Source organism: Epibacterium sp. Ofav1-8 (assembly GCF_022348185.1).
GTDB lineage: Bacteria > Pseudomonadota > Alphaproteobacteria > Rhodobacterales > Rhodobacteraceae > Epibacterium.
Window position 1 is genome coordinate 159,067 of the sequence record NZ_JAKRFD010000004.1, and the last position, 24,163, is coordinate 183,229.

Genomic DNA, 24,163 nt, shown 5'->3' on the forward strand with positions numbered 1-24,163 from the left:
CCATGATTGGCGAGCGCCCGAAGAAACGCTCTTTGACCCTGCGGGGCCATCGCACCTCGGTCTCGCTGGAGGATGCTTTCTGGGCTGAATTCCGACGCCTTGCCGCAACAGAGGGGCGCGCCATCAATGAACTGGCCGCCGACATTGACGAACAGCGCGGCACCGATTGCGGTCTGGCCTCTGCTATTCGCCTCTATGTGCTCATGGCGCTGAAGGCCGAGGCTGACAGCTAACGCTCTGTGAGACGCAGCCAGATCCCATTGCGCGAGCGCACTGTCAGATGGGCCACGGGCTGCGGGTCACGCCCCTCCACGCGCTCAACGCGAAAACGGTGCAGCAGCTGGGCGAGGATCAAGACGCCCTCAACCATCGCAAATCCTGCGCCTGTGCAGACCCGTGCCCCGGCTGAGAATGGCATATAGGCGTTCCGCGCGCAGGTCTTGCCATTCTCGGTCTGCCAGCGACCGGGATCAAAGTCATCCGGTCGCTCCCACAGCCGTTCGTGCCGGTGCAGGTGCCACGGGCTCAGCACCATTTGCGATCCTTTTGGCACCTCACGGTCACGGAACCTCTCCGGGCATTGCGCTTCACGCACCATCATCGGCACCGGCGGATAGAGGCGCAGTGTCTCGCGAAACACATCCCGCGTCAGGCGCAACCGAGACACCGCCGCAAAATCCCCAGTGCCGTGTTCCGCGACCTCTGCCGCCAGCTTGTCCTGCCACTCTGGATAAAGTGCCATCAAATAGAGCGCCCACCCCAGCGCCGACGCACTGGTTTCATGCCCCGCCAAAAAGAAGATCGCCACCTGATCGACCATTTCCTCGGCATCAAAACCAGCGCCCGTGTCCGGGTCACGCGTCGTCATGATCTTGGTGGCGAGGTCATCAGGGGCGGTTCCGGCCTCGATCTCGGCCAGACGCGCGTGTGTCAGATCAGAGATCAGGCGGCGAATGTGGGCGGCATTTGTGCGCGTGCCTTTCGGATAGAAACGCGGCATCCAGCGCGGCACGGGCACAAAGGCCGCAAGATTAAGGATCGGTTGCGCCTGCTGGTAGGCGCGAAAGCGGGCAAAGACCTCAGAAGCCACCTCATGTTCGATCGGGATGGAAAACAGGGTGCGAAAGATCACATCTGCCGCAATATGCGAGGTCTCGGCCTCAATCTCCAGCGGGGTGCCATCCGCGCGTGGCAACAGGCGCGCAACACCTGCCTCGGCTGCGGCATGCATCGCGGGAAACGTCTCGCGCAGCCGCCCGCCTTCGAATGCCGGATCAATGATGCGCCGCTGCCGTTTCCATGTTTCGCCATTGGTCAGAAAGACGGAGTTTCCCAAAAGCGGCCTCAGCCCCTCGCCCACGCGATCAGATTTGGGAAAATCATCCGGGCGCTGTTTCAACAGGACATCCAGAAGCTCCGGCTGGTTCACCAGAAAGGAGCGAAAGAACGGTGTGCGAAACTCAGCCATCCACGCGCGATAAAGCCGCTGCGGCTGGGCCGACAGGATATCGGCGCGAAACAGCTTCAGATACCGCCAGAGCGAGACTTTGTCCGGACGCGCCGGAGGTTTGGGGGGCAGCACGCTCATCTTTCACTCATGGAGCGATACCCGCTCACAGGGTCTGCCAGTCGTGACCGGGAATGCCCCCGGTCGCGCAACCTCTCTCCAAGGGTCAAAGGTCCGGCGGTGATGCGAAAATAGTCGTAATCCTTGGGCTGGTCGAACGCGCAGAGATATTGGAAATGCAGCCGAAAATAGCGCCGTTTCAACGCCTTCCAGCGCGCGGGACTAAGCGTCTGGGTGAAGGCTGCAGAAAACACGATGGGCCAACGCTGCGCCTGTGTGGCGACGCCCGTCACCGCAACGGGATCACAAAGCGCAAAGGCGCAGCCGTCGCCGGGGGCGGTGACATCATACCAGGGGATCAATTCCTGCTCTGACATCTCTTGCAGATCCCGGCGCAGGCGCGTGGCACGCGGCAGGAAGGAGACCATTGGCACCACCTGCCCCAGCGTGAGGAAACTCAGGGCGGGGCGTTCCTCCGGCAGGCCCGCGTGCAGAAGATCCGCCAGCACAGAGACGCCGATATGCGCCCCCGACGAATGCCCTACAACCAGAACCTCATCCACCGCGTTCTCTTCCAGTGCGGCGTGAATGGCAGCGGTGAACGCCTGCATGCGGGCCTCAAGCTCCGCCGGAAGAGCGCCGCGCTGGCCCGCAGAATAGGCGTAGTCATGCATCAGATAATAAACAAAGAGCTTATTGTCGCGGGATTTGAACGCCATCAAAAGCGCCACAGCCGCCCCTGCGCCTGCGACGATCTGCGCGGCGCGCAGTACCAATTCCGGCATCGCCACAAGCCCCGCCAGAACCCCTAGCCCAGATGCCACCCCAACCCCGAGCAGCGCCGCAAGTCCCGCCTGAAGCAGCAAAATCACCACCGGATAAAGCGCGGCGATTACCGGTCCTTTGCGCAAATGCATCAGTCGCCACAAGGCACCGGAGCCGATGTAAATCCAGGCCGTACGCAGAAGTTGCCAATAGGTGGCAACAATCGAGCTGTTCATGCTGTGTTTGACGAGATCCGACCAGACCAGAACCTCCATATCCGTCTCGACCCGCGCGCCCTCAATCTCGGCCGAGACATGCCAGCCAAATGGCCCCCCGGTCGTCTTCGGGCTGAGCGATAGTGCATAGCCGGAAATCTGCGCCTGTTCTGCGCCCTCGCTGCGATAAAGCTCGCGGTACCGGCGCGGGTGGAACGGATCATAGCCCGGAATGTAGAACACCCGACGCCGGCGCACCGGTCTTGTGCTGGAGTTGCTGCTCATGCCCGATCTTCTTGCCCCGATCTTTTGACCATGAGCCTAGCGCAGCTTTACGCGCAGCGTAAGACGGTGCGTGCAGCGGATCAGCCGAGCGTGGCAAGCGCGGGGAAGGTTTCCAGCAGCCAGAACGAGAAGCTGGTGAACAATCCCGTCACCAGCATAAATCCAACAAACAACAGCAACCCGCCCATCAGTTTCTCGATCAATCCCATGTGACGTTTGATCCGGTTCATCAGCACCATGGAGCGGTTGAGGAATACCGCAGCCAGCAGAAACGGCACCCCAAGCCCCAACGCATAGACGCCGAGCAGGATCGTCCCCCGGCTGACCGAGGCCTCGGAGGCCGCCAGCGACAGGATCGCGCCAAGTTGCGGGCCGATACAGGGCGTCCAGCCAAAGGCAAAAGCCAGCCCCAGAACATAGGCACCAAGCGCCGAACCGCCGGATTCCCCGGTCTCCATCCGGGCCTCACGATCCAGGAGCGGGATACGGAACACCGACAGGAAATGCAGCCCGAACACGATCACAACGACGCCCGAGGCTTTGGCGAAAAGCTCCTGATTTTGCAGCACAAATGCCCCAAACGCAGAGGCCGTGAAGCCCAGGAGCAGGAACACCGTCGACAGCCCCATGACAAAGAACACCGCCGCCAGAATCGCCTTGCGCCGCGCCGCCGCCGTGCCCTGGATCTCGCCGATGGTGACACCGCTCATATAGGCCAGATAGGGCGGCACTATCGGCAGCACGCAGGGGCTCAGAAAGCTGATGATGCCCCCGACAAGGGCCACGAACATGGCGGGCAGAAGGCTCGCGTCGATGATCTCGATTCCAAACATAGCGCCTGCATAGTCGAAGCCATTCGCGGCGTCACCTGCACGGCTTGTCACATCCTTGTGGACAGGCTGTAACACGCGGCTTATCTCGGAAGGCATGACAGATTTTGACGCCACGCTGGACGCCATCGGCCTCCTCTGCCCGCTGCCCGTTTTAAAAGCCCGCAAACGCCTGGAGCCCCTGGCAAAGGGGGGTGTCTTGCGCATTCTGGCCGATGATCCGGCGGCGATCGTCGATGTGCCGCATTTCTGCACCGAGGCCGGGCATGGGTTTCTGGGCATGGAAGACGCCGGCGCGCACCAGATCTATCTGATCCGCAAGGGCGCAGACTGACACGGGCCAGTCCCGCTGCCGCAGATCCCTGTCCGCGCCGCTGTATGCCCCCCCTGAAATGAAAAAGGCGACCCGCTGAGGGCCGCCTTTTGTGTTTTGTCCTCTGGTCTTAGCGACCGACCGACCACCAGCCGCGCCGCTTGGGCTTTGCAGGCTGTTCCGGCTCGGACTCCGCTGTCACAAGCTCCGGCTCGGGTTCGGGCTCTGGCGCGCTCTCCTCGGTCGGGGCCTCTTCGACAGGTGCCTCAACAGGGGCGTCTTCCGTCGGTTGCGCCGCAGCAGGAGCCTCCTCGCCGGTCGTCTCGGGTTCAGACGCCGCCTGTTCCGCTTCTGGCTGAGGCGTGTCAGCCTCTGCCTCAGCGACGACGGGCGCGGCATCTTCCGCCGCCGGTGCGGGGGCTGCCTCGGGGGTATCGGCTTCCGGCGCATCCACGTCGGCGGCCTCCGTGACCACATCGGCAGCGGCCTCGACCGCGGCGGGTTCTGCACCCGCTTCAGCCGCTTCGGATGCGTCGCTTTCGGCGGGGGTTTCCGCCTCTGTCACCTGCTCCGTATCCGCCTTTTTGCGCGAGCGGCTGCGGGTCCGGGTCCGGGTTCTCTTCTTCTTAGGCTCCGCCTCGGCGTCGCCCTCAGCCTCCGCTGCGGGCTCTGCGCTGGCGTCAGTTTTCGCCTCTGCGTCCTGAGCGGTCTCGGCCTCTTTGGTCTCCTCAGGTGCCGCAGCCTCGGACGCGGTATTGCCACCGTTGTCCTGACCGTTCTCACCATTGCCGGACTTCTTGCGGCGACGGCGACGACGCTTGCGCTTGGGTTTGCTTTCGCCTTCGGTCTCCTCGGCCTCAACGGGGGCCGGAGCCTCCTCGACGACCGCTTCGGCAACCTCTTCCACCGCGTCGATCTGATCCATGATGGAGGCGTCGACCGACACCACCGGGCTGGTCACCGCAGGAATGGCGCGCGAGGCGGTCTTGAACTTCTCAAGCGAGAAATCGGGGCTGACCAGCGTCACATCGCCTTCGATACGCACCGACAGACCATAGCGCGCCTCGATCTGCGCGATATGCTCGCGCTTCTGGTTCATCAGGTAGTTGGCGATGTCCACCGGGCATTTCACCAGCACCTCGCGAGAGCGACGGCGGGTGCCCTCTTCCTCGATCTGGCGCAGGATCGACAGCGCCATGCTGTCATCCGAGCGGATCAGGCCAGTGCCATGGCAATGCGGGCACGGCGCGGTGGTTGCCTCGATCATGCCGGGGCGCAGACGCTGACGCGACATTTCCAGCAAACCAAAGCCGGAGATACGGCCGACCTGAATGCGGGCACGGTCGGTCTTCAGCTTGTCTTTCAGCTTCTTCTCGACGGCGGCGTTGTTCTTGCGCTCGTCCATGTCGATAAAGTCGATGACGATCAGACCGGCAAGGTCGCGCAGACGCAGCTGGCGCGCCACCTCTTCGGCGGCCTCCAGGTTGGTCTTGAGCGCGGTTTCCTCGATCGAGGCTTCCTTGGTCGCCCGGCCCGAGTTCACGTCGATCGCCACCAGCGCTTCGGTCACGCCGATCACGATATAGCCACCGGATTTCAGCTGCACGGTCGGATTGAACATGCCGCCGAGGTAGCTCTCCACCTGATAGCGCGCAAAGAGCGGCAGCTGATCCTGGTAGTTTTTCACGTTCTTGGCGTGGGACGGCATGATCATCTTCATGAAGTCCTTGGCGATGCGGTAGCCGCGTTCGCCCTCGACCAGAACCTCGTCGATCTCGCGGTTATACAGATCGCGGATCGAGCGTTTGATCAGGTCGCCTTCTTCGTAGATCTTCGCCGGTGCGATGGATTTCAGCGTCAGTTCGCGGATCTGCTCCCACATACGCTGCAGGTATTCATAGTCGCGCTTGATCTCCGCCTTGGTGCGTTTTGCCCCGGCGGTGCGCACGATGAGGCCCGCGCCGGTCGGCACGTCCAGTTCCGCCGCGATGTCCTTCAGCTTCTTGCGGTCCGCCGCATTGGTGATCTTGCGGGAAATGCCGCCACCGCGCGCGGTGTTGGGCATCAGCACGCAATAGCGACCGGCCAGCGACAAATAGGTGGTCAGCGCCGCCCCCTTGTTGCCGCGCTCTTCCTTGACGACCTGCACCAGCAGGACCTGACGCACCTTGATGACTTCCTGGATCTTGTAGCGCTTCGGGCGCGGCTTGCGCGGCGGGCGAATGTCTTCCTGGTCATCGTCGTCGGCCACCGACTCGATGCTGTCATCCCTGTCGGCCGCGTCAGAGGCTTTGTCCTCGGTCGCGTCGTCCCTGGCCGCCGGCGCCGTGTCGTCATCCTGGACGTCCTCAGCGGGCGCGGCCTCTGCGGATACGCCTTCGTCAGCGGCATCATCGACGTCAGCCTCGGCCGCCGGGGCGGTCTCGGCGCTGTCGTCCCCCTTGGGCTCCTCCACGGGGGTTTCGGCGACGGTTTCCATCGGCGAGGTCGCTTCCGGCACCTCGGCAAGATCGACCTCTTCCTCGGTCAGGTCGATGGTCTCCATGCCGGAGATTTCGCCATTGGCGGCGGCGACGTCCTTGGTTTCCACCGCATCCGACGTCTTGGCCTTCTCGGCGCGGGTCTTGCTGCGCGAGCGGGTGCGTTTCTTGGGCTTGGGGTCTTCGTCTTCCTCGTCCCGTGCGCGCTGTGCCTCGGCATAGGCGCGCTCCTCCTCCATCAGGGCCTCACGGTCCGCAACGGGGATTTGGTAGTAGTCCGGGTGAATTTCGGAAAACGCAAGGAAACCGTGGCGGTTGCCGCCATAGTCCACAAATGCCGCCTGCAACGACGGTTCGACGCGGGTTACCTTTGCGAGGTAGATATTGCCAGCAAGCTGGCGTTTGTTTTCAGACTCAAAGTCAAATTCCTCAACTTTGTTTCCATCCACCACCACGACGCGGGTTTCTTCCGCGTGGGTGGCGTCGATCAGCATTTTCTTCGCCATTAGTCCTTGGATTGCACCATGCCAGCACAGGCCGCCGCCGGTCGGGGCGCATGGGACGCGGGGCGATTGCCCCTGATCCCGCGCCGGGTCCGGGTGGACGTGCATGTTGTGGGTGGTGTCTTGTCAGGGCGATTTTCGACTGCGTGGCGGACCAGGGAGTGCACAAAAGGGATTTCCGGCATAAGTGCGGAAAACCTGTCTCTGTGCTCAATAGTCTCGCGCGCGTCATCGCGGTTCTTCTCCGACAGGTGGGAGTATCCCGATCCCTGCCCGTTATTTCCTCTTTGATCTGACCGAGGTACGGCCGCGTCAAAGCAGGCACTCTTCTGCCTCGCAATCTGCGAGACGATCTGGTCTGTCACCCCTGCCCCGGCTTTGGCCGGTCGGACATGAGGACAGAAAATCTCATGTGGGAACACCGTCAGATGCAGTGTTCGTATAGTCAGCATAAGGCCTGTGGATAGGTAATGACAATGGTCATTCTGCGCCGGGGCCGTCGCGAACGATATTTTCCAGTCATGCCCGCAAATATCCAAGGCAAGATTAACAGGCGCGCCCAATCCGACATTTTGGCGCGAAAAGCCCGCAAACAGGCATCACTCTGCCGGGCTGACCGTACGGCGCGTCTGCTGAAAATGCGCCTGTGCGGTGGCCACCGCCTCCTTCAGCGTCGGCGCAAAGCGCTGCCCCACCGCGGGAAAGGCCCGCGATACGGGCCGCAGGTCCGGGATCTGCACGGCGAAACACCCGGCCCGCGCCGCCGCGGTGATGCCAAGGTCGCTATCCTCAAAGGCCGCACAATCCCCCGGTGCCGCCCCCAGCCGCTCGGCCCCTTGCACATAAGGGGCCGGATCGGGCTTGTTGGCCGGAACCTCATCGCCGCCGATCACCGCACGAAAACAGGGCAACAGCCCCGCACGGTCCAGGTGATGACGCGCCTTGTCGCCCAAGGTCGAGGTCACAACCGCCATGGCGTGGCCGTCCGCATGCAGGGCCGCAAGGGTATCGGCGACTGTCGGCTTGATGGGTATCCCGGTCGCAAGGCGTTTCTGGCTGTGATGCTGCCAGGCCTGATCGAGCGCCTCGAAATCGCGTTCGGGACCGATGAACTCACGCACCATCTGCTCGCCCTGCGCCTTGGCCGTGCCGATCAGCCCCATGAAAAATCTCTGCATCTCATGCGGATCGAGGTCGAATTCCGGCCCGCAATCGAGGAACGCATCCAGGGTGAGCTGCTCCGTATCCAGGAGCAGCCCATCCATATCAAAGAGATACGCCGCCGGCATCAGCCCAGATAGTCGGAGCGTTGCAGGCCGTATTTCGCCATCTTTTCGTTCAACGTCCGGCGCGGCAGGCACAGCTCGTCCATCACCGACGCAATAGAGCCCTTGTGACGGCGCATGGTGTTGTCGATCAGCATCCGTTCGAACGCTTCGACATATTCCTTGAGCGGCTTGCCCTCGGTCGTCATCACCGGTTGCATGTCTTCGTGGTCGCTCATCAACAGCGAGGCAATGGTGCCGGAGCCGCGCCGCGATTGCAGCACCGCCCGTTCCGCCACATTGATCAGCTGGCGCACATTGCCCGGCCAGGGCGCCTGCAACAGCTGCGCGGCCTCCTGCGCGGTCACCTGTGGCGCGTCGCAGCCGTATTCCTCGGAGAATTGCTCGGACAGGCGGGTGAACAGCGTCAGGATATCCTCGCCACGCTGGCGCAGTGGCGGCACGGTGATCCGCAGTGCGGCCAGACGATAAAAGAGATCGGCACGCAGCACATCCTCGGAGGTCTTGCCCGCCTCCTGCAGGTTGGAGATCGCGATGATGCGCGTCTCGCCCGGAATCCCCTGCTCGTTGATGAAGTTCAACAGCTTGGCTTGCAGCGCTTCGCTTAGCGCCTCGACATCCTCCAGCACCAGCGTGCCACCGCGGGCCTCTTCCACGGCCGGGAGCATGCTGTCTTCGGGCTGCATCGGGCCGAACAGACGTTTGGCGAGCGCGTCTTCTTCCAGCGCGGCACAGGACACCAGCACGAATTTCTTGCCCGCGCGGCTGCCCACCGCATGCAGCGCATGGGCCACCAAGGTCTTGCCGGTGCCGGTCTCGCCGTCGATCAGCACATGGCCGTCGGCCTGGCCCAGATCGAGGATATCCTCGCGCAGACGGTCCATCACCGGGCTGGTGCCGATGAGTTTCTTCATGATCTGGCCGCCGTCGGAGAGTTCGCGGCGCAATGCGCGGGTGTCGAGCGTCAGACGGCGCGCGCCGGTTGCGCGCTTGGCCAGCTCCGACATGCGATCCGGGTTGAAGGGTTTTTCGAGAAAATCGAAGGCGCCGACGCGCATCGCCTCGACCGCCATCGGCACATCGCCGTGGCCGGTAATCATGATCACCGGCAGGGAGCTGTCCGATCCCATCAGTTTCTTCAGGAACTGCATCCCGTCCATGCCGGGCATCTTGATGTCGGAGATCACGATACCGGGATAATCCGGCCCCAGCTGCTTCAGCGCGTCCTCGGCGCTGGCAAAGGTTTCAGTGTCATAGCCAGACAGTGCCAGCCACTGGCTGATCGACTGACGCATGTCCTGCTCGTCATCCACAATCGCAATTTTCATGGCCTGTGCCATAAGTTGCCCTCCAGGTCGTGCCGCCTACTCGGCGGCCTCGATGCCGTCCACAAGGATCGGCAGTTGCATTTCAAACACCGCGCCGCCCGCCTCGGAATTGCGGGCCGTGAGGCGACCGCCAAGGTCGTTCACGATCCCCGAGGAGATAGCAAGCCCAAGACCAACGCCGTCGCCGGGTTGCTTGGTTGTATAGAACGGTTCGAACAGGCTGTCGAAGTCCTGAATGCCGTCGCCGTTATCCCGCACGGTCAGTGTCGCGGTTTCCCCTGCGGCAAGGATAATCTCCACCTCGGGTTCATCGACGGATTTGGTGGCATCCAGCGCATTGCGCAAGAGGTTCACCATCACCTGTTCCAGCCGCATCCGGTCCGCCATGACATAGACCGGCTGTTCCGGAAGTATACGGGTAATTTTCACATGGCGCTGACGCAGTTGCGGCTCCATCATCGACAGCGAGGACGCCAACGCATCGCCCATGTTTACAGGGCTGAACGCATCCCCGCCCTTGCGCGCATAGGATTTAAGCTGCCGGGTGATCGCGCCCATCCGCTCGATCAGGTCGTCGATGCGGCCAAAGGAGGACAGCGCCTCGTCCGGGCGGTTGCGCTGCAACAGCAGCCGCGCCCCGGCGAGGTAGGTTTTCATAGCCGCCAGCGGCTGGTTGAGTTCATGGCTGACAGCAGCGGACATCTCGCCCAGGGCGGCCAGTTTGGAGCTTTGCGCAAGGCTCTGTTCAGCCACCGCAAGTGTCTCCTGCACCCGTTCGCGTTCGGCGATTTCCCGCTGGAGCCGGGTGTTCAACACGCGAAGCTCCGCCGACTCGCGCTGGAACAATGCCATCCTGAGCGCGGTCTTGCGGCTCAGCGCGTAGAAGGCCAGCGCCAGCAGGATCGCGAAGCCCATGATTTCGAGGGCAATGACGGCATTCACCTGCTCCCGGATCGAATCATAGGTGGTGTAGGACATCATGCGCCAGCCCTGAAACGGCACCCGCGTCTCCAGCCGCATCACCGCCTCGCCCTGCAGGTAGACATCCGTCGGCAGCGCGGTCCAATCCGCAGTGGCCCGGATCGCCCGCTGGATCGCGCCTTCGGGGGTTTGTTCCTTTAGCGCCTCAGCCTCGGACAGGCCCCGCCAGCGCGCCTCGGTGGCGAGTACCACGGTGCCGGTGCTGTCGGCGACCATCACCGCATCGGAAATCCCCGCCCAGGCGCGCTCGAACTTCTGCAGGTCGACCTCGACCATGATGACACCCAGCGTGCCACTGCTGTCGACAAGACGGCGCGAGTAGGTGAACAGATAGCCCCGCACCTCGCGCGGGATCACCGAAAACACCGTGGAGTTCGAACGGATCGCTTCGACGAAATAGGGCGCGTTGCGATAGACCTCGCCGAGACGAATGCGATCCGTGGCTGCCACCGTGCGCCCGTCCCGATCCATCAGCGTGATCGACGCCGCGCCGATCTCCTCGACAAAGGAGATCAAGCGTTGCGTGGACAGCGAGAAATCCTGGCTTTGCAGGGCGGAGATCAGGGCCTGATCGCGCGACAACAGCTGCGGCACGATCGCATGGCGGCGCAATTCGCTGACGAGGTTGCCGGAATAGAGTGCAAGCCGCAATTCGGCACGGTTGCGGGTGGCCTCGGTAAAGCTGTGGGTCAGGGTGGTATTGGTGAACCAGACCGTGCCCCCGGCAATCGCCATGAACACAACCAGCGCCACGCGCACGCGCCACGAAATGGTGCGTGAGCGCGACACATGACGCTTGGCAGGGCGCTCGGAGGGCGCCCGCGTCTTCTGTTCAGTGGGCTCTTCGGGGGCAGTCATGACGTAACAGTAGGTTTACCGCCCCGAAGGCTCAAGTCAGGCGTCCGTCAGAAGACCGGACAATGCGCGGAACATCGCCGCACCATCGGTGCCGCCATGGCCTTCATCCGCCGCCCGTTCCGGGTGGGGCATCATGCCAAGCACACGGCGGTTTTCCGACAGGATACCCGCAATATCGGCGACAGAGCCGTTGGGATTGTCCACATAGGTAAAGGCGATGCGGTCCTGATCCTTGAGCGCCTGCACGGTGGCCTCATCGGCGTAGTAGTTGCCGTCGTGATGCGCGATCGGCACGCCGATCACATCACCGGCATTGTAGCCTTGGGTGAAGGCACTGTCAGAGGTCGCGACGGTCAGGTCCACGGTCTTGCAAATGTACTTCAGTCCCGCATTGCGCAACAGCGCGCCCGGCAGCACGCCCGTCTCGGTCAGGATCTGGAAGCCGTTGCAGACACCCAGCGCATAACCGCCGCGTTCGGCGTGATCGACCACCGCCTTGCAGATCGGAGACTGTGCCGCGATCGCACCGCAGCGCAGGTAGTCCCCATAGGAAAAGCCACCGGGAACGCCAACGATGTCCACCCCTTGGGGCAGCTGGCTGTCCTTGTGCCACACCATGGAGACGTCGAAACCGGCCTGTTCAAAGGCCACGGCAAGGTCACGGTCGCAGTTGGAACCGGGGAAAACGACGACGGCAGCTTTCATCACTGGATCTCGACGCTGTAGGATTCGATCACGGTGTTGGCGAGCAGCTTTTCGCACATCTCGGTCACATCGGCCTCGGTGGCACCCTCGGCCAATTCCAGATCGATGACCTTGCCCTGACGCACGCCTTCGACCTTGTCAAAGCCAAGCGCGCCAAGCGCGTGACGAACGGCCTCTCCTTGCGGATCGAGAACCCCGTTCTTCAGCATCACATGCACCCGTGCTTTCATCGCGTCTTTCCTCAAGTTCCTGCGGGCGGGAGCATCAGCGCCCTGCCCTGTTGCGCTATTGAAAAACCCGCAAGACCGGCGGAGCAGACCTTGCGGGCGAAATTTCTCAGTTCACCAGCTGGGGCTTGCCCGGCGCTGGCGGATTGTTCGGCATGACACCCAGACGGCGGGCGACCTCAGTATAGGCATCCGTGAGGCTGCCAAGGTCGCGGCGGAACACGTCCTTGTCGAGCTTCTGGCCGGTTTTGATGTCCCACAGGCGGCAGCTGTCGGGGCTGATCTCATCGGCGATCACCAGGCGCTGGAAATCGCCGTCATAGATGCGGCCGATCTCGATCTTGAAGTCGACGAGGCGAATGCCGACGGCCAGCATCACACCGGACATGAAATCATTGACACGCAGCGCCAGGCTCAGGATGTCGTCCATGTCCTGCTGGCTGGCCCAGCCAAAGGCCGCGATATGCTCTTCCGTGACCAGCGGATCCCCAAGCGCATCGTCCTTGTAGCAATATTCCACGATCGGACGCGGCAGCTGCGCACCTTCCTCAAGACCAAGCCGTTTGCACAGCGATCCGGCCGCATAGTTGCGCACGATCACCTCCAGCGGGATGATCTCGCAGGAGCGCACCAGCTGTTCGCGCATGTTGAGGCGTTTCAGGAAATGCGTCGGCACGCCGATCTGGCCCAGACCCAGCATGAAGAACTCGCTCAGGATGTTGTTCAGGACACCCTTGCCCTCGATCACGTCGTGCTTTTCGGCGTTGAAGGCCGTGGCGTCATCCTTGAAGTACTGGACGATGGTGCCCGGTTCGGGACCTTCATAGAGGGTTTTTGCCTTGCCTTCGTAAATCTTCTTGCGCCGCGCCATGGAGAGCCTTTCGGTATGGACCACCGGGAATCTGCCCCGATCCGTAGCGCTCTCATAGTGCAAGGGGGACGGTCCCGCAAGCGTGGCGCCGATCCCACCCGCCTGCCCGTAGGGCAAAGGGCGGCTGCGGATCTGACGTTGCGTTAAATATACGCAATTCCGCACCTCTGCGCCATTTCGCGCCCTGTTGCGCCCTTCGCGTTGACGCTTTGTTCAAGAACGGGCGTTAGTTTGGGTGTTAATCGAATACGGACGTCCACGGATGTCCGGCCTCCCGTGGTGGGACCCGGGGACCGCGGTTTCAGTGCACAGAATGGCACGCCGCACCCTGACACAGATTGTGAAATCGGAATGCGGTGCGATGTGCTACCATGGACCTCCGGGGCAAGTCCGGCAGCGGCACGGCCCCGACCCGCAGGATCGACCGCATCACCACTTTGGGAGGGAGGAGCCGACGTGACGACCTTTGATGACCGCGAGAAGGCATTCGAAAACAAATTCGCGCATGACGCCGAACTGAGGTTCAAGGCAGAAGCGCGCCGCAACAAGCTGCTGGGCTTTTGGGCCGCAGATCTGTTGGGGCACCGAGACGAGGCGGCAGAAGCCTATGCGCAGACCGTCATCCTGGCGGACCTGGAATTGCCCGGCGACAGCGATGTGCTGGACAAATTGGCCCGCGATCTGGATGGCCGGGTCACACGTGACGTGATCCGCGACAAGATGGCGGACTGCATGCGTCAGGCGGTGGAAGAAATCTCCGCTCAGACCTCCTGATCCCGACGGCTGCCGACCGGAAATACCCGGCACATCCGTCTGATAGTGACCTCGTGTCGACCGCGCTCCGCTTGTTTTTGGCGCACGGTCTGCACGCTTCAAGCATGGCGGATGCCCAAGATGACACCACGCTCCACGCGCAAACAGATCTTTGCAAACGCTTTGCGCGTGATCGCCACGCTTGTCATCATGGCCACCTGCCTGCTGACGCTGGCCGACCATACCGATCTGCCGGCGCTGCCGGATCTGCTGTCGATGGCGCGGCAGGTGCCTGTCGCCAACTGGATCGGCGCCATGGTCGCCACCGGGCTGAGCTTCTGGGCGCTGGGTCGGTATGATGCCGTGGCCCATCGGCATCTGGGCAGCGGGACGCCCGACCCGCTGGCGCGCCGCGCAGGCATGGCGGCCATCGCCTTTTCGCAGGCGGTGGGGTTTGGTCTGCTGTCGGGGTCCTTTGCCCGCTGGCGCCTGCTGCCGCGCCTGTCGCCCCTGCAGTCTGCACAGATCACCGGGTTTGTCGGCATCACCTTCATGACCGCCCTGGCGGTGATCTGCGGGCTGACCCTGCTGTTGATCGGCGCCACACTGGCGTTGCGGGCGGTGGGGCTTGGCATTCTGGTGCTGGCCATCCTTTGCTGCGTGCTGTGCTTCCTGCACCCGGAATGGCGCCTGCGCGGTCTGAAGCTGCGGCTGCCGTCGCTACAGGCCATCCTGGCGCTTGGCCTCTGGACCCTGATGGATGTGACCTGCGCCGGCATCGCCTTGTGGCTGCTGCTGCCAGAGGGCAGCGGAATTGCACTCGGCGCCCTGCTGCCCGCCTATTTCGTGGCCTTGGGTCTGGCGATCATCTCCTCGTCGCCCGGCGGTGCCGGCCCGCTGGAACTGGCCATGTTGTCCCTGCTGCCCGCGTCCGATCCGGCTGCGCTGATGGCCGGGCTGCTTGCCTTCCGCGCTGTCTACTACGGTCTGCCGCTGCTTGTGACCGGTGTCGTGTTGCTCTGGCCCGGGCTGATCGGGCGCGCCCTGCCGGCGCCAGCCGTCACGGACACGGATCTGCTGGGGTCGGATGTTCGCCCCGCCGCCAGCCAACCCTTTGTCCGCCCGCAGGCCGAAACCGCCGTGATCCTGCAAAACGGCGGCCATGTCATGGCCTTTGGCCTCAACCAGGTGGCCATGCTGGACACGCCGCAGATCTCCGCGGTGCTGTTTGACCCGCTGAGCGGGCGCCATGGTGAAATCCCCGATGCCCTGCGCCGCCACGCCCGCGCCCGCAATGCCGCGGCCTGTTTTTACAAATGCAGCGCGCGCATGGCGATCAGCGCCCGCCGCCAGGGGTGGAAAACGCTCCGGGTGGCGCAGGATGCGATCCTCTGCCCTGCGGAATTCACCCCGACCGGGGCCGGCTTTCGGCAATTGCGCCGCAAACTGCGCCACGCCAGCAAGGCCGGGGTGACCGTCACACCGGCGTGGAGCAACCTGCCGCTTGCCGATATGGCGGCGGTGGACGCCGCCTGGACCCAACACCACGGTCGCCCGCGCGGCACCACGATGGGTCAGTTCGAACCTGGCTACGTCGCCATACAGATGGTCTTTCTCGCCTGGCTGGATGACCGGCTGATCGGTTTCGTCACCTTCCATCGCGCCGCCGATGAATGGTGTCTGGATCTGGTGCGGCATTTGCCCGGCGCTCCGGATGGCACCTGTCACGCGCTGGTGCACAGCGCCATCGAGGCCGCGCGCGAGGCCGAGGTCGCCCGCCTGTCGCTGGCCGCGGTCCCCGCACACCGATTTGCACGCCAAGAGGAGTGTGGATTGCGGCGGTTCAAGGCCAGCTTTGTGCCGCGCTGGGAGAACCGCTATGTCGTCGCCCCCAGCTGGCCGCAGATGGCCCTGTCCCTGGCGGAGATGATCCGCATGGTTCACCGTCCCGCGCGCCCCGAGATCACATGGCAGACGCCTCCCCAGTCCTCGCATCCGCCTCATGTTGATGTTGAAGAAAATGCAGTTGCGATGAAACGCTCTGCGTGACAGACGGACCCATCCTGTCGGTGGCACATCCCGCCGCTGACGCAGACCTGGCAAGTGGATACCAAGATGAGCAACAGTTTCCTCGATCTATTGCAGAGCCGCGACGTGCTGCTGGCGGATGGCGCCACCGGGACCAATCTGTTCAACATGGGTCTGCAGTCCGGGGATGCCCCGGAACTCTGGAACACCGATGCGCCGGACAAGATCAAGGCGCTTTACCGCGGTGCGGTTGATGCGGGCAGCGACCTGTTCCTGACCAACAGCTTCGGCGGCACCGCCGCGCGGCTGAAGCTGCATGACGCGCAGAACCGGGTGCGCGAATTGAACCGCATCGCCGCCGAACTGGGACGCGAGGTGGCCGATACCGCCAGCCGCAAGATCGCCGTGGCCGGCTCTGTCGGCCCCACCGGCGAGATCATGCAACCGGTGGGCGAGATGAGCCATGCCGTGGCGGTCGAGATGTTTCACGAACAGGCCGATGCGCTCAAGGAAGGCGGCGTCGACGTGCTCTGGCTGGAGACCATCTCCGCACCGGAGGAATTTGCCGCCGCCGCCGAGGCCTTCAAACTGGCCGACATGCCCTGGTGCGGCACCATGAGCTTTGACACCGCCGGGCGCACCATGATGGGCGTCACCTCCGCCGACCTGGCCAAACTGGTCGAAGGATACGACGTGCCGCCGCTGGCCTTTGGTGCCAATTGCGGCACCGGCGCGTCCGACATCCTGCGCACCGTCCTTGGCTTTGCCGCGCAGGGCACCGAGCGGCCGATCATCTCCAAAGGCAACGCGGGCATTCCGAAATACGTGGACGGCCATATCCACTACGACGGCACGCCGGAACTGATGGGCGAATATGCGGTCCTCGCCCGGGATGCCGGTGCCAAGATCATCGGCGGATGCTGCGGCACCATGCCGGAGCACCTGCGCAGCATGCGCGAGGCGCTCGACACCCGTCCGCGCGGCGACCGTCCGACGCTGGAGCAGATTGTCGACGTTCTCGGCCCGTTCACCTCGACCAATGATGGCACCGAAGACGGCGCCAATACCGGCTCAGAGCGCCGCAGCCGCCGGGGCCGTCGCCGCGGCTAAGCCGACGCATCGACGCCATGCCCTAACAAACCTGCAAAGACCGGGCCTCTGCCCGGTCTTTTCCGTTTCAGAACAGGCTGAGCTGGTCGCCGGGTTGCGCGGGACGGGCAAACAGGTCGCATCGCAGCGGCGGGGCCTTCTCTGACAGCCCCAGCCGGGTGCAGGCCAGTTTGAACCGGCGAGCAATCATCTCGGCGTAGTGCCCTTCGCCGCGCATCCGCTGCCCCCAGCGCGGATCATAGTCCCGCCCACCATGCATTTCGCGCAGGCGCGCCATCACTTTCTCCGCCCGGTTCGGGACATGGGCGTGCAACCAATCCTGCCACAGGCCCGAAACCTCGCGCGGCAGGCGCAGCATGATCCAGCTGGCGGCATCCGCGCCCGCATCGACCCCGGCCGCAAGCAAGGCTTCCAACTCGTGATCGGTCAGCCCCGGAACCAGCGGCGAGGTCATGATGCGCACCGGAATGCCGGCGCTGCTCAGCCGTTTGATCGTGGCCAGCCGGCGCACGGGCGCCGGGACACGCGGCTCCATCCGGCGCGCCAGATCCGCATCCAGCGTGGTCACCGACACGCCGACCCGCACCAGACCCTGCGCCGCCATATCGGACAGGATGTCCAGATCGCGTTCGATCAGGGTCCCCTTAGTCACGATCGCGACCGGGTGGCGAAACTCTTGCAACACCTCCAGGCAGGCGCGCATCAACGCATGATCGCGCTCGCAGGGCTGATAGGGGTCGGTGTTGGTGCCGATGGCGATCGGCGCGACCTTGTACCCCGGTGCAGAGAGCTCCTTGCGCAACAGATCCGGCGCATTTGGACGCGCCACCAGCCTGGTTTCGAAATCCAGCCCCGGCGACAGGCCGAGGTAGGCGTGGCTCGGACGCGCAAAACAATAGATGCAGCCGTGTTCACATCCCCTGTAGGGATTGATCGAGCGGTCGAACGGCAGATCCGGCGACCGGTTGTAGGAGATCAGGCTCCGCGCCATCTCCTGGCGAATCTCTGTCGCGACCGACCGCTCCGGCACATCCTGATTCCACCCATCATCCACCTCTTCGCGCTGCAGATCAAAGCGTCCTGACGCATTGCTGAGCGCACCGCGAGATTTACGACATTTGAGGATTTGAGAACCATTTCCATGCATAGTGGGACTATGACACGCCATGCGGAACAAATAAAGAACACTTGCGGAAAAGAATACAAAATCAACCTGCAACAGCAGCATGACTGCGGTGGTTTCATCACCAGAGGTCGGTTCGTAACGCGGCTATGTCGCAATCAAAACAGTTCACCCCGTCGTTTCTGTCACAAAAAGATAGAATAACGGCCAAACCGGGTACGCCCGCCAGCTAAGGAATCCAGATATGTCAGACGAAGAAGACATCATCCTCGCAGACCTCGATGACGAGGAACTGGTCCAACAAATGTTCGACGACCTCTACGACGGTCTCAAGGAAGAGATCGAAGAAGGGGTCAATATCCTGCTGGAGCGCGGCTGGGCGCCCTACAAGATCCTGACCGAAGCGCTGGTCGGCGGCATGACCATCGTTGGCGCAGACTTCCGCGACGGCATCCTGTTTGTGCCCGAGGTGCTGCTGGCTGCCAACGCCATGAAGGGCGGCATGCAGATCCTGAAGCCGCTGCTGGCGGAAACCGGCGCGCCGCGCATGGGCTCCATGGTGATCGGCACCGTCAAGGGCGACATCCACGACATCGGCAAGAACCTCGTGTCGATGATGATGGAAGGCGCGGGTTTCGAGGTGGTCGACATCGGCATCAACAACCCGGTCGAGAACTACCTGGAAGCACTTGAAGAGCATCAGCCCGACATCCTCGGCATGTCCGCCCTGCTGACCACCACCATGCCCTACATGAAGGTGGTGATCGACACCATGGTCGAACAGGGCAAGCGCGACGACTACATCGTGCTGGTCGGTGGCGCACCGCTGAACGAGGAATTCGGCAAGGCGATCGGCGCGGACGCCTATTGCCGCGATGCGGCTGTCGCGGTGGAAACCGCCAAGGAATATGTGGCGCGCAAGCACAACGCCATGAACGCCTGATATGGCTGCCGCGTCCCAGCGACGCGGCCGGGCGGCCCGGCTTTCACAGCGGGCCGCCCTCCCCCTGCCGAGCGGCACCTCTCTTGAGGACACAAGCCTGACAGAGAACGGGCTGGCAGCACCGGAGCGCAAGACCGGGCGCATCCTGCTGATCGCCTGTGGCGCCCTCGCCCGCGAGATCCTCGACATCACGCGTGCCAATGGTCTTGACCATATGGATCTGACCTGCCTGCCGGCAAAACTGCATCTTTATCCCGACCAGATCATCACCCATGTCGAAGCCGCGGTCGAAAAACACCGCGCGACCTACGACCAAATCTATGTCGTCTACGCCGACTGCGGCACGGGCGGCCAACTGCAGGCCAAATGCGAACACCTGGGGGTGGAGATGGTCCCCGGCCCGCATTGCTACGCCTTCTTCGAGGGCAACGCCCGCTTTGAAGAACAGGCCGAGGCGGGCGAGATCACGGCCTTTTACCTGACCGATTTTCTGGTCAAGCAATTCGATGCCTTCGTCTGGCGCCCCATGGGTCTCGACAAGAACCCGGAGCTGCGCGACATGATTTTTGGCAATTACACGACGCTGATCTACCAATCCCAGGTCAACGATCCGGCCCTTGTGGCAAAAGCACAGGAATGCGCCCGCCGCATGGGTCTGGACTTCGTCCATCGTCACACCGGCTATGGCGATCTGGAAACAACGCTCAAAGACTGGGGCGCAGCGCCGACGTCCGGTGCCTCCGGCTAGGATCAGCGATCACAGCCCCCGCACCGGCTGACGCCGCCGCTCTCTCAGACCTGCCTCAGACCTGCGCGGCGGCCGTATCGCGAATGCGTTCGATCATGGCGCGCAATCCGTTCGAGCGCTGTGCCGACAGGTGATCGTTGAGCCCGAGCCGTTCCATCTCGGCCCGCGCGTCGACCGCGAGCACCTCTTGCAGGGTCAATCCGTTGTAGAGCTTGCGCAGCACCGCAATCAGCCCCTTGACGATCATCGCGTCGCTGTCGCCGTCAAAGTGAAAGACACCATTCTCGATCTGCGAATGCAGCCAGACCTGACTGGCGCAGCCATCCACCTTGGTCGCGGGCACCTTCAGGGCGTCGTCCAGGGGCGGCATCGCCTTGCCCTGTTCGATCACATGGCGATAGCGATCCTCCCAATCTTCAAAGAATTCAAAATCCTCGACGATCTCCTCGAAGGCGGCACTGGCCATGTCAAACCTCATCCTACTGTCAGGTGGCAACAGATCGGACCTAGGCCAGCGCAGGGGTCTTTTCAACCGCTTTTCAACGCCGCTTCAATCGGGTAGTCAGTTTTGCAAGTAACTCTGACTGCGGCAGGTATTCATGCGTATCACAATCGGCGCCCTTTTGGTTGGCACTCTGGTCCTGTCGTCCTGCGGCGGCTGGCGCGACTCGCGCATCAACCCCGGCAACTGGTTTGGACAATCGCGCGACAGCCGCGTCGAGGCCACAGCCGACGAAAACCTGAACCCGCTGATCCCGCAGGAGGAGGACCGGGTGAACCTGATCGGTTCGCGCAAGGATGCGGAGCAAGTGGACAACAGCCTGCCCATCGCGCGGATCAAGGACATGCGGATCGAACGCACCTCTGTCGGCGCGATCCTGACAGTCGAAGGCGAAGCCGCGCGCAACGGTGCCTACAAGGCAGAGCTGGTGCCGTCGGAGATCCAGGAGGCCGGGCGGCTGGAGTACACCTTCCGCGTGACCTATCCCAAGAGCGCCACCTATCGCGGCACCGAGGCAACACGCACCATTCGTGCCGCCGTCAGCCTGTCGAACCAGGATCTGGCCGGAGTGCGGACCATCCGTGTCGTCGGCAAGGAAAACGCCCGCGAAAGCCGCCGCTGAGCCGGGTCGGCAGGGTCCCATCCCCGGGCGCATATCCCATCGCCGCCTTAAGACACAGATCCCTTTCGTATCAGGGGCTTAGGTTTCGGCCCGCCCCTGCACTCCTGCTCTGACGGCGCGGCTGATCGACGACCGCCTGCCCCCAACGCAAAACACGCTCCCGCAGGGCGAAAGCGTGTTTTATCATCGGTTTGGATTTGGTCTTTCAGAGGTCGACGACCTTTACGACCTGCCCCTTTGCCGCCAGCGCCACCTCGCCATTGCACAGGCGCATGGCATCAGCGCCAAAGACCTCGTGCCGCCAGCCTTTGAGGGCCGGAACATCCCGCTCTCCTGCGGCGATGGCATCCAGATCGGCGGAGGGCGCGATCAGTTTTGCGGCGACACCGGCGGTTTCGGTCTTGGCCTTCAGCAGCACCCGCAGCAGATCGGCCAGCGCGCCGTTGATCTGCATCTTTTCGCGCGAGCGATCCGGCTGCGGCATCTCGTCCTGCGGGCAGTTCACGCCACGCTCCACCGCCTTGAGGATGCCCTCGGCAATGGCGCCTTTGCGCGCCTCGCGCAGCAACAGGCGAGAGCCGCCCAGATCGGACGGCGTGCGCGGTTTGGTGGACGCGAGCTCCACAAGCGCGTCATCCTTGTAGACCCGGTTGCGGGGCACATTGTTGGTCTGGGCGTATTCCTCGCGAAAGGCCGCGAGCTCACGCACCACAGCAAGAAACTTACCAGAATTGGTGCGGGTCTTGACCCGGCGCCAGGCCTCGCGCGGCTGGATATCATAGGTCGCGGGATCGGTCAGAACCTGCAACTCTTCGGCGACCCAATGGCTGCGCCCGGTCTTGTCCAGTTCTTTGCGCAGGTGTTCATAGATCTGGCGCAGATGGGTGACATCCGCCAGCGCATAGGTCTTTTGCGCATCACTCAGCGGGCGACGCGACCAGTCGGTAAAACGCGACGTCTTATCAAGGCCTTGCTTGCAGATCTTGCGCACCAGCGTCTCATAGCCCACCTGCTCGCCAAAGCCGCAGACCATGGCGGCGACCTGCGTGTCGAACAGCGGTTTGGGAAAGACGGCCGCATCCACCCAGAAGATCTCCAGATCCTGACGTGCGGCGTGGAAAACCTTGACCACATCCTCGTTGCGAAAGAGCTCATACAAGGGCTCCAGCGACAGATCCCCGGCAAGCGGATCGACCAGAACCGCATCCGTTTCACCATCACCGCGATAGGCGATCTGGATCAGGCAGAGCTTGGAATAATAGGTGCGCTCTCGCAGGAACTCGGTATCCACCGTCACATAAGGATATTTCGCGGCCTCTTCACAAAAGGCGCGCAGTTCGTCGGTGGTGGTCAGAGTTTTCATCAAATGGGTCTTTATTAAGGGTTTCTGCCGCTCGGTTCCCCGTTGATACGACGAGTGCAAGCGGGTTGCAAACCCTCTAACGGCAAGAAAGGGCGCAGGTCAGTTCAGACGCAGAATGTCGTGCTCGCCGCGCAAATAGCGCGCAAGCACGGCCGGATAGAGGCGATGTTCCTGCACCAATACGCGCGCGGCCAGATCGTCCGGCGTGTCATCGGGCAGAACCGGCACCTCCGCCTGGCCCAAAATCGGCCCGTCATCCAGGAGCGGCGTCACCTCATGCACGGTGCAGCCGTGCCGCTCATCGCCGGCCTCCAGCGCCCGGGCATGGGTATGCAGGCCCTTATACTTGGGCAGGAGAGACGGGTGGATATTCAGCATCCGCCCCTCGAACTGGCGCACAAACCCGGCGGTCAGTACCCGCATGAAACCCGCGAGACAGACCACATCGGCGCGCGCCTCGAGGAGAGGCTTTACCAGCTCGACCTCAAACGCCTCGCGATCCTTGCCAAAGGGGCGATGATCCACAACAGCCGTCGCAACGCCGCGCGCGGCGGCCTTGGTCAGCCCCCCGGCATCGGCGTTGTTGGACAGCACCAGACAAGGCTGGCCCGGATGATCGGCGTCATTCAGCATGCTGTCGACGAGGGACACCATATTGGAGCCCCCGCCGGAAACCAGAATGGCGACGCGTTTCTTGTCGCTCACAGCAGCCCGCCTGTATAGCGGATGCCCTCCCCGGCTGTCACCGTACCGAGACGCGCGACAGTTTCGCCTTCGCCCTCCAGCACCGCGGTCAGCGCATCGGCGCGGTCGGCCTTCACCACAAGCATCATGCCGATGCCGCAGTTGAAGGTCTTGAGCATTTCGCCCTCTTCAATGCCGCCGGTTTCCGCCAGCCACTTGAAGACGCCCGGAAGCTCCCACGCACCAAGGTCGATGTCAGCACCCAGCCCCTCGGGCAGGACGCGCGGCAGGTTCTCGGTGAGGCCGCCACCGGTGATATGCGCCAATGCATTGACGCCCCCCGCGCGAACCGCAGCCAGGGCCTGTTTCACATAAAGACGCGTCGGGGTCAGCAACGCCTCCCCCAGTTTGCCTTCGCCGAACGGGTTGTCGCCGTCCCAGCCAAGGCCCGAATATTTCACGATCTGGCGCACCAGCGAGTAGCCGTTGGAGTGCACACCATCAGAGGCCAGCCCCAAGAGCACATCGCCCTCGCTCACGCCTTCGGGCAGTGCGGTGCCCCGCTCCATCGCGCCAACGGCAAAGCCTGCGAGGTCAAAATCACCCTTGGGGTACATGCCCGGCATCTCTGCCGTTTCACCACCGATCAGCGCACAGCCAGAGCGCACGCAGCCCTCGGCGATGCCTTCGATGATTCGCGCCGCGACATCGGTTTCCAGCTTGCCGGTGGCAAAGTAGTCGAGGAAGAACAGCGGTTCTGCGCCCTGACAGACCAGATCGTTGACACACATGGCCACGAGGTCAATGCCCACGCCATCCACCAGACCGGTATCAATGGCGATGCGCAGCTTGGTGCCGACCCCATCGGTGGCGCCGACAAGAATCGGATCCTCGTAACCGGCCGCTTTCAGGTCGAACAGCGCGCCAAAGCCGCCGAGGCCGCTCATCACACCCGGACGTGCAGTCCGCTTGGCCGCCGGCTTGATCCGGTCCACAAGCTCATTGCCCGCATCAATATCGACCCCTGCATCCGCATAGGTCAAACCGTTCTTGCCGCTGGTCATCGCATGGCT

At 63.1% G+C, this 24,163-nt stretch carries 23 protein-coding genes; 8 read left to right on the plus strand and 15 right to left on the minus strand.

Annotated elements, in window-relative coordinates:
• The first annotated feature begins 2 nt into the window (after positions 1-2).
• A complete protein-coding gene (locus MHM97_RS08180; protein WP_239321691.1) occupies positions 3-233 on the plus strand; it encodes a ribbon-helix-helix domain-containing protein in 231 nt (76 codons plus the stop codon).
• Here the strand turns inward: MHM97_RS08180 and MHM97_RS08185 are convergent.
• The 3 genes from MHM97_RS08185 to MHM97_RS08195 all read right to left on the minus strand — a co-directional run bounded on the left by MHM97_RS08185 (position 230) and on the right by MHM97_RS08195 (position 3,665).
• Positions 230-1,588, minus strand: coding sequence for a cytochrome P450 (locus MHM97_RS08185; RefSeq protein WP_239321693.1), 1,359 nt, complete (start codon positions 1,586-1,588; stop codon positions 230-232). The two genes, MHM97_RS08180 and MHM97_RS08185, sit on opposite strands and share 4 nt — an antisense overlap.
• A complete protein-coding gene (locus MHM97_RS08190; RefSeq protein WP_239321695.1) occupies positions 1,585-2,832 on the minus strand; it encodes a hypothetical protein in 1,248 nt (415 codons plus the stop codon). Before MHM97_RS08190 ends, MHM97_RS08185 begins: the two co-directional genes overlap by 4 nt.
• 80 nt (positions 2,833-2,912) lie before the next feature.
• Positions 2,913-3,665, minus strand: coding sequence for a cytochrome c biogenesis CcdA family protein (locus MHM97_RS08195; RefSeq protein WP_239321697.1), 753 nt, complete (start codon positions 3,663-3,665; stop codon positions 2,913-2,915).
• A 94-nt stretch (positions 3,666-3,759) separates the two neighbouring features.
• Between MHM97_RS08195 and MHM97_RS08200 the strand changes: the two genes are divergently transcribed.
• Complete coding sequence (locus MHM97_RS08200) at positions 3,760-3,996, plus strand: sulfurtransferase TusA family protein (RefSeq protein WP_239321699.1); 237 nt, start codon at positions 3,760-3,762, stop codon at positions 3,994-3,996.
• A 109-nt stretch (positions 3,997-4,105) separates the two neighbouring features.
• Here MHM97_RS08200 and MHM97_RS08205 read toward each other — a convergent pair whose 3' ends face one another.
• From MHM97_RS08205 to purC, 7 genes are all read right to left on the minus strand, one after another.
• Positions 4,106-6,961, minus strand: coding sequence for an Rne/Rng family ribonuclease (locus MHM97_RS08205; protein WP_239321701.1), 2,856 nt, complete (start codon positions 6,959-6,961; stop codon positions 4,106-4,108).
• Positions 6,962-7,557: 596 nt separating this feature from the next.
• Positions 7,558-8,247: an HAD family hydrolase gene (locus MHM97_RS08210; protein WP_370645696.1), complete on the minus strand. Its 690-nt coding sequence runs from the start codon at positions 8,245-8,247 to the stop codon at positions 7,558-7,560.
• Complete coding sequence (locus MHM97_RS08215) at positions 8,247-9,584, minus strand: sigma-54-dependent transcriptional regulator (protein ID WP_239321705.1); 1,338 nt, start codon at positions 9,582-9,584, stop codon at positions 8,247-8,249. The genes MHM97_RS08210 and MHM97_RS08215 overlap by 1 nt, the downstream gene beginning before the upstream one ends.
• Before the next feature lie 24 nt (positions 9,585-9,608).
• Positions 9,609-11,288, minus strand: coding sequence for a sensor histidine kinase (locus MHM97_RS08220; protein ID WP_370645705.1), 1,680 nt, complete (start codon positions 11,286-11,288; stop codon positions 9,609-9,611).
• 159 nt (positions 11,289-11,447) lie between these two features.
• Complete coding sequence (gene purQ, locus MHM97_RS08225; RefSeq protein WP_239321710.1) at positions 11,448-12,116, minus strand: phosphoribosylformylglycinamidine synthase subunit PurQ; 669 nt, start codon at positions 12,114-12,116, stop codon at positions 11,448-11,450.
• Positions 12,116-12,346: a phosphoribosylformylglycinamidine synthase subunit PurS gene (purS, locus tag MHM97_RS08230; protein WP_005607046.1), complete on the minus strand. Its 231-nt coding sequence runs from the start codon at positions 12,344-12,346 to the stop codon at positions 12,116-12,118. Before purS ends, purQ begins: the two co-directional genes overlap by 1 nt.
• Before the next feature lie 106 nt (positions 12,347-12,452).
• Positions 12,453-13,214: a phosphoribosylaminoimidazolesuccinocarboxamide synthase gene (gene purC, locus MHM97_RS08235; protein ID WP_239322038.1), complete on the minus strand. Its 762-nt coding sequence runs from the start codon at positions 13,212-13,214 to the stop codon at positions 12,453-12,455.
• A gap of 456 nt (positions 13,215-13,670) precedes the next feature.
• Here purC and MHM97_RS08240 point away from each other — a divergent pair, with 456 nt between their 5' ends.
• The 3 genes from MHM97_RS08240 to bmt all read left to right on the plus strand — a co-directional run bounded on the left by MHM97_RS08240 (position 13,671) and on the right by bmt (position 17,105).
• Complete coding sequence (locus tag MHM97_RS08240) at positions 13,671-13,988, plus strand: DUF1476 domain-containing protein (protein ID WP_239321712.1); 318 nt, start codon at positions 13,671-13,673, stop codon at positions 13,986-13,988.
• 120 nt (positions 13,989-14,108) lie between these two features.
• Positions 14,109-16,016 (plus strand): phosphatidylglycerol lysyltransferase domain-containing protein, encoded by a 1,908-nt coding sequence (locus tag MHM97_RS08245; protein ID WP_239321714.1) that lies wholly within the window; start codon positions 14,109-14,111, stop codon positions 16,014-16,016.
• A 66-nt stretch (positions 16,017-16,082) separates the two neighbouring features.
• Positions 16,083-17,105 carry a betaine--homocysteine S-methyltransferase gene (gene bmt, locus MHM97_RS08250; protein WP_239321716.1) on the plus strand — a complete coding sequence of 341 codons (1,023 nt, stop codon included), beginning with the start codon at positions 16,083-16,085 and terminating at the stop codon, positions 17,103-17,105.
• 67 nt (positions 17,106-17,172) lie between these two features.
• Here the strand turns inward: bmt and MHM97_RS08255 are convergent, their stop codons facing one another.
• Complete coding sequence (locus tag MHM97_RS08255) at positions 17,173-18,252, minus strand: PA0069 family radical SAM protein (RefSeq protein WP_239321718.1); 1,080 nt, start codon at positions 18,250-18,252, stop codon at positions 17,173-17,175.
• Positions 18,253-18,472: 220 nt separating this feature from the next.
• Here MHM97_RS08255 and MHM97_RS08260 point away from each other — a divergent pair, with 220 nt between their 5' ends.
• Positions 18,473-19,171: a corrinoid protein gene (locus MHM97_RS08260; RefSeq protein ID WP_239321720.1), complete on the plus strand. Its 699-nt coding sequence runs from the start codon at positions 18,473-18,475 to the stop codon at positions 19,169-19,171.
• Between the two features lies 1 nt (position 19,172).
• Positions 19,173-19,919, plus strand: coding sequence for a DUF1638 domain-containing protein (locus MHM97_RS08265; protein WP_239321722.1), 747 nt, complete (start codon positions 19,173-19,175; stop codon positions 19,917-19,919).
• Positions 19,920-19,974: 55 nt separating this feature from the next.
• Here MHM97_RS08265 and MHM97_RS08270 read toward each other — a convergent pair whose 3' ends face one another.
• Positions 19,975-20,385, minus strand: a complete 411-nt coding sequence (locus MHM97_RS08270; RefSeq protein WP_239321724.1) for a SufE family protein — start codon at positions 20,383-20,385, stop codon at positions 19,975-19,977.
• Between the two features lie 133 nt (positions 20,386-20,518).
• Here MHM97_RS08270 and MHM97_RS08275 point away from each other — a divergent pair, with 133 nt between their 5' ends.
• The gene (locus tag MHM97_RS08275; protein ID WP_239321726.1) at positions 20,519-21,043 is read left to right on the plus strand and encodes a hypothetical protein; all 525 of its coding nucleotides are present in this window, start codon (positions 20,519-20,521) and stop codon (positions 21,041-21,043) included.
• Positions 21,044-21,248: 205 nt separating this feature from the next.
• Here MHM97_RS08275 and rnd read toward each other — a convergent pair whose 3' ends face one another.
• From rnd to purM, 3 genes are all read right to left on the minus strand, one after another.
• A complete protein-coding gene (rnd, locus tag MHM97_RS08280; RefSeq protein ID WP_239321728.1) occupies positions 21,249-22,406 on the minus strand; it encodes a ribonuclease D in 1,158 nt (385 codons plus the stop codon).
• Positions 22,407-22,505: 99 nt separating this feature from the next.
• A complete protein-coding gene (gene purN / locus MHM97_RS08285) occupies positions 22,506-23,111 on the minus strand; it encodes a phosphoribosylglycinamide formyltransferase (RefSeq protein ID WP_370645699.1) in 606 nt (201 codons plus the stop codon).
• On the minus strand, positions 23,108-24,154 hold the full coding sequence (purM, locus tag MHM97_RS08290; RefSeq protein ID WP_239321730.1) for a phosphoribosylformylglycinamidine cyclo-ligase: 1,047 nt from the start codon (positions 24,152-24,154) through the stop codon (positions 23,108-23,110). The genes purN and purM overlap by 4 nt, the downstream gene beginning before the upstream one ends.
• Between the last annotated feature and the right edge of the window lie 9 nt (positions 24,155-24,163).

What these genes read in the sequence shown, in the direction of transcription:
- bmt (WP_239321716.1), top strand. Translation starts at nt 16,083, where the DNA reads ATGAGCAACAGTTTCCTCGATCTATTGCAGAGCCGCGACGTGCTGCTG.
- purM (WP_239321730.1), bottom strand. Translation starts at nt 24,154, where the DNA reads ATGACCAGCGGCAAGAACGGTTTGACCTATGCGGATGCAGGGGTCGAT.
- MHM97_RS08205 (WP_239321701.1), bottom strand. Translation starts at nt 6,961, where the DNA reads ATGGCGAAGAAAATGCTGATCGACGCCACCCACGCGGAAGAAACCCGC.
- rnd (WP_239321728.1), bottom strand. Translation starts at nt 22,406, where the DNA reads ATGAAAACTCTGACCACCACCGACGAACTGCGCGCCTTTTGTGAAGAG.
- purQ (WP_239321710.1), bottom strand. Translation starts at nt 12,116, where the DNA reads ATGAAAGCTGCCGTCGTCGTTTTCCCCGGTTCCAACTGCGACCGTGAC.
- MHM97_RS08275 (WP_239321726.1), top strand. Translation starts at nt 20,519, where the DNA reads ATGCGTATCACAATCGGCGCCCTTTTGGTTGGCACTCTGGTCCTGTCG.
- MHM97_RS08200 (WP_239321699.1), top strand. Translation starts at nt 3,760, where the DNA reads ATGACAGATTTTGACGCCACGCTGGACGCCATCGGCCTCCTCTGCCCG.
- MHM97_RS08220 (WP_370645705.1), bottom strand. Translation starts at nt 11,288, where the DNA reads ATGGCGATTGCCGGGGGCACGGTCTGGTTCACCAATACCACCCTGACC.
- MHM97_RS08265 (WP_239321722.1), top strand. Translation starts at nt 19,173, where the DNA reads ATGGCTGCCGCGTCCCAGCGACGCGGCCGGGCGGCCCGGCTTTCACAG.
- MHM97_RS08190 (WP_239321695.1), bottom strand. Translation starts at nt 2,832, where the DNA reads ATGAGCAGCAACTCCAGCACAAGACCGGTGCGCCGGCGTCGGGTGTTC.
- MHM97_RS08180 (WP_239321691.1), top strand. Translation starts at nt 3, where the DNA reads ATGATTGGCGAGCGCCCGAAGAAACGCTCTTTGACCCTGCGGGGCCAT.
- MHM97_RS08210 (WP_370645696.1), bottom strand. Translation starts at nt 8,247, where the DNA reads ATGCCGGCGGCGTATCTCTTTGATATGGATGGGCTGCTCCTGGATACG.
- MHM97_RS08255 (WP_239321718.1), bottom strand. Translation starts at nt 18,252, where the DNA reads ATGCATGGAAATGGTTCTCAAATCCTCAAATGTCGTAAATCTCGCGGT.
- purC (WP_239322038.1), bottom strand. Translation starts at nt 13,214, where the DNA reads ATGGCGCGGCGCAAGAAGATTTACGAAGGCAAGGCAAAAACCCTCTAT.
- MHM97_RS08195 (WP_239321697.1), bottom strand. Translation starts at nt 3,665, where the DNA reads ATGTTTGGAATCGAGATCATCGACGCGAGCCTTCTGCCCGCCATGTTC.
- MHM97_RS08185 (WP_239321693.1), bottom strand. Translation starts at nt 1,588, where the DNA reads ATGAGCGTGCTGCCCCCCAAACCTCCGGCGCGTCCGGACAAAGTCTCG.
- MHM97_RS08260 (WP_239321720.1), top strand. Translation starts at nt 18,473, where the DNA reads ATGTCAGACGAAGAAGACATCATCCTCGCAGACCTCGATGACGAGGAA.
- MHM97_RS08215 (WP_239321705.1), bottom strand. Translation starts at nt 9,584, where the DNA reads ATGGCACAGGCCATGAAAATTGCGATTGTGGATGACGAGCAGGACATG.
- MHM97_RS08270 (WP_239321724.1), bottom strand. Translation starts at nt 20,385, where the DNA reads ATGGCCAGTGCCGCCTTCGAGGAGATCGTCGAGGATTTTGAATTCTTT.
- MHM97_RS08245 (WP_239321714.1), top strand. Translation starts at nt 14,109, where the DNA reads ATGACACCACGCTCCACGCGCAAACAGATCTTTGCAAACGCTTTGCGC.
- purS (WP_005607046.1), bottom strand. Translation starts at nt 12,346, where the DNA reads ATGAAAGCACGGGTGCATGTGATGCTGAAGAACGGGGTTCTCGATCCG.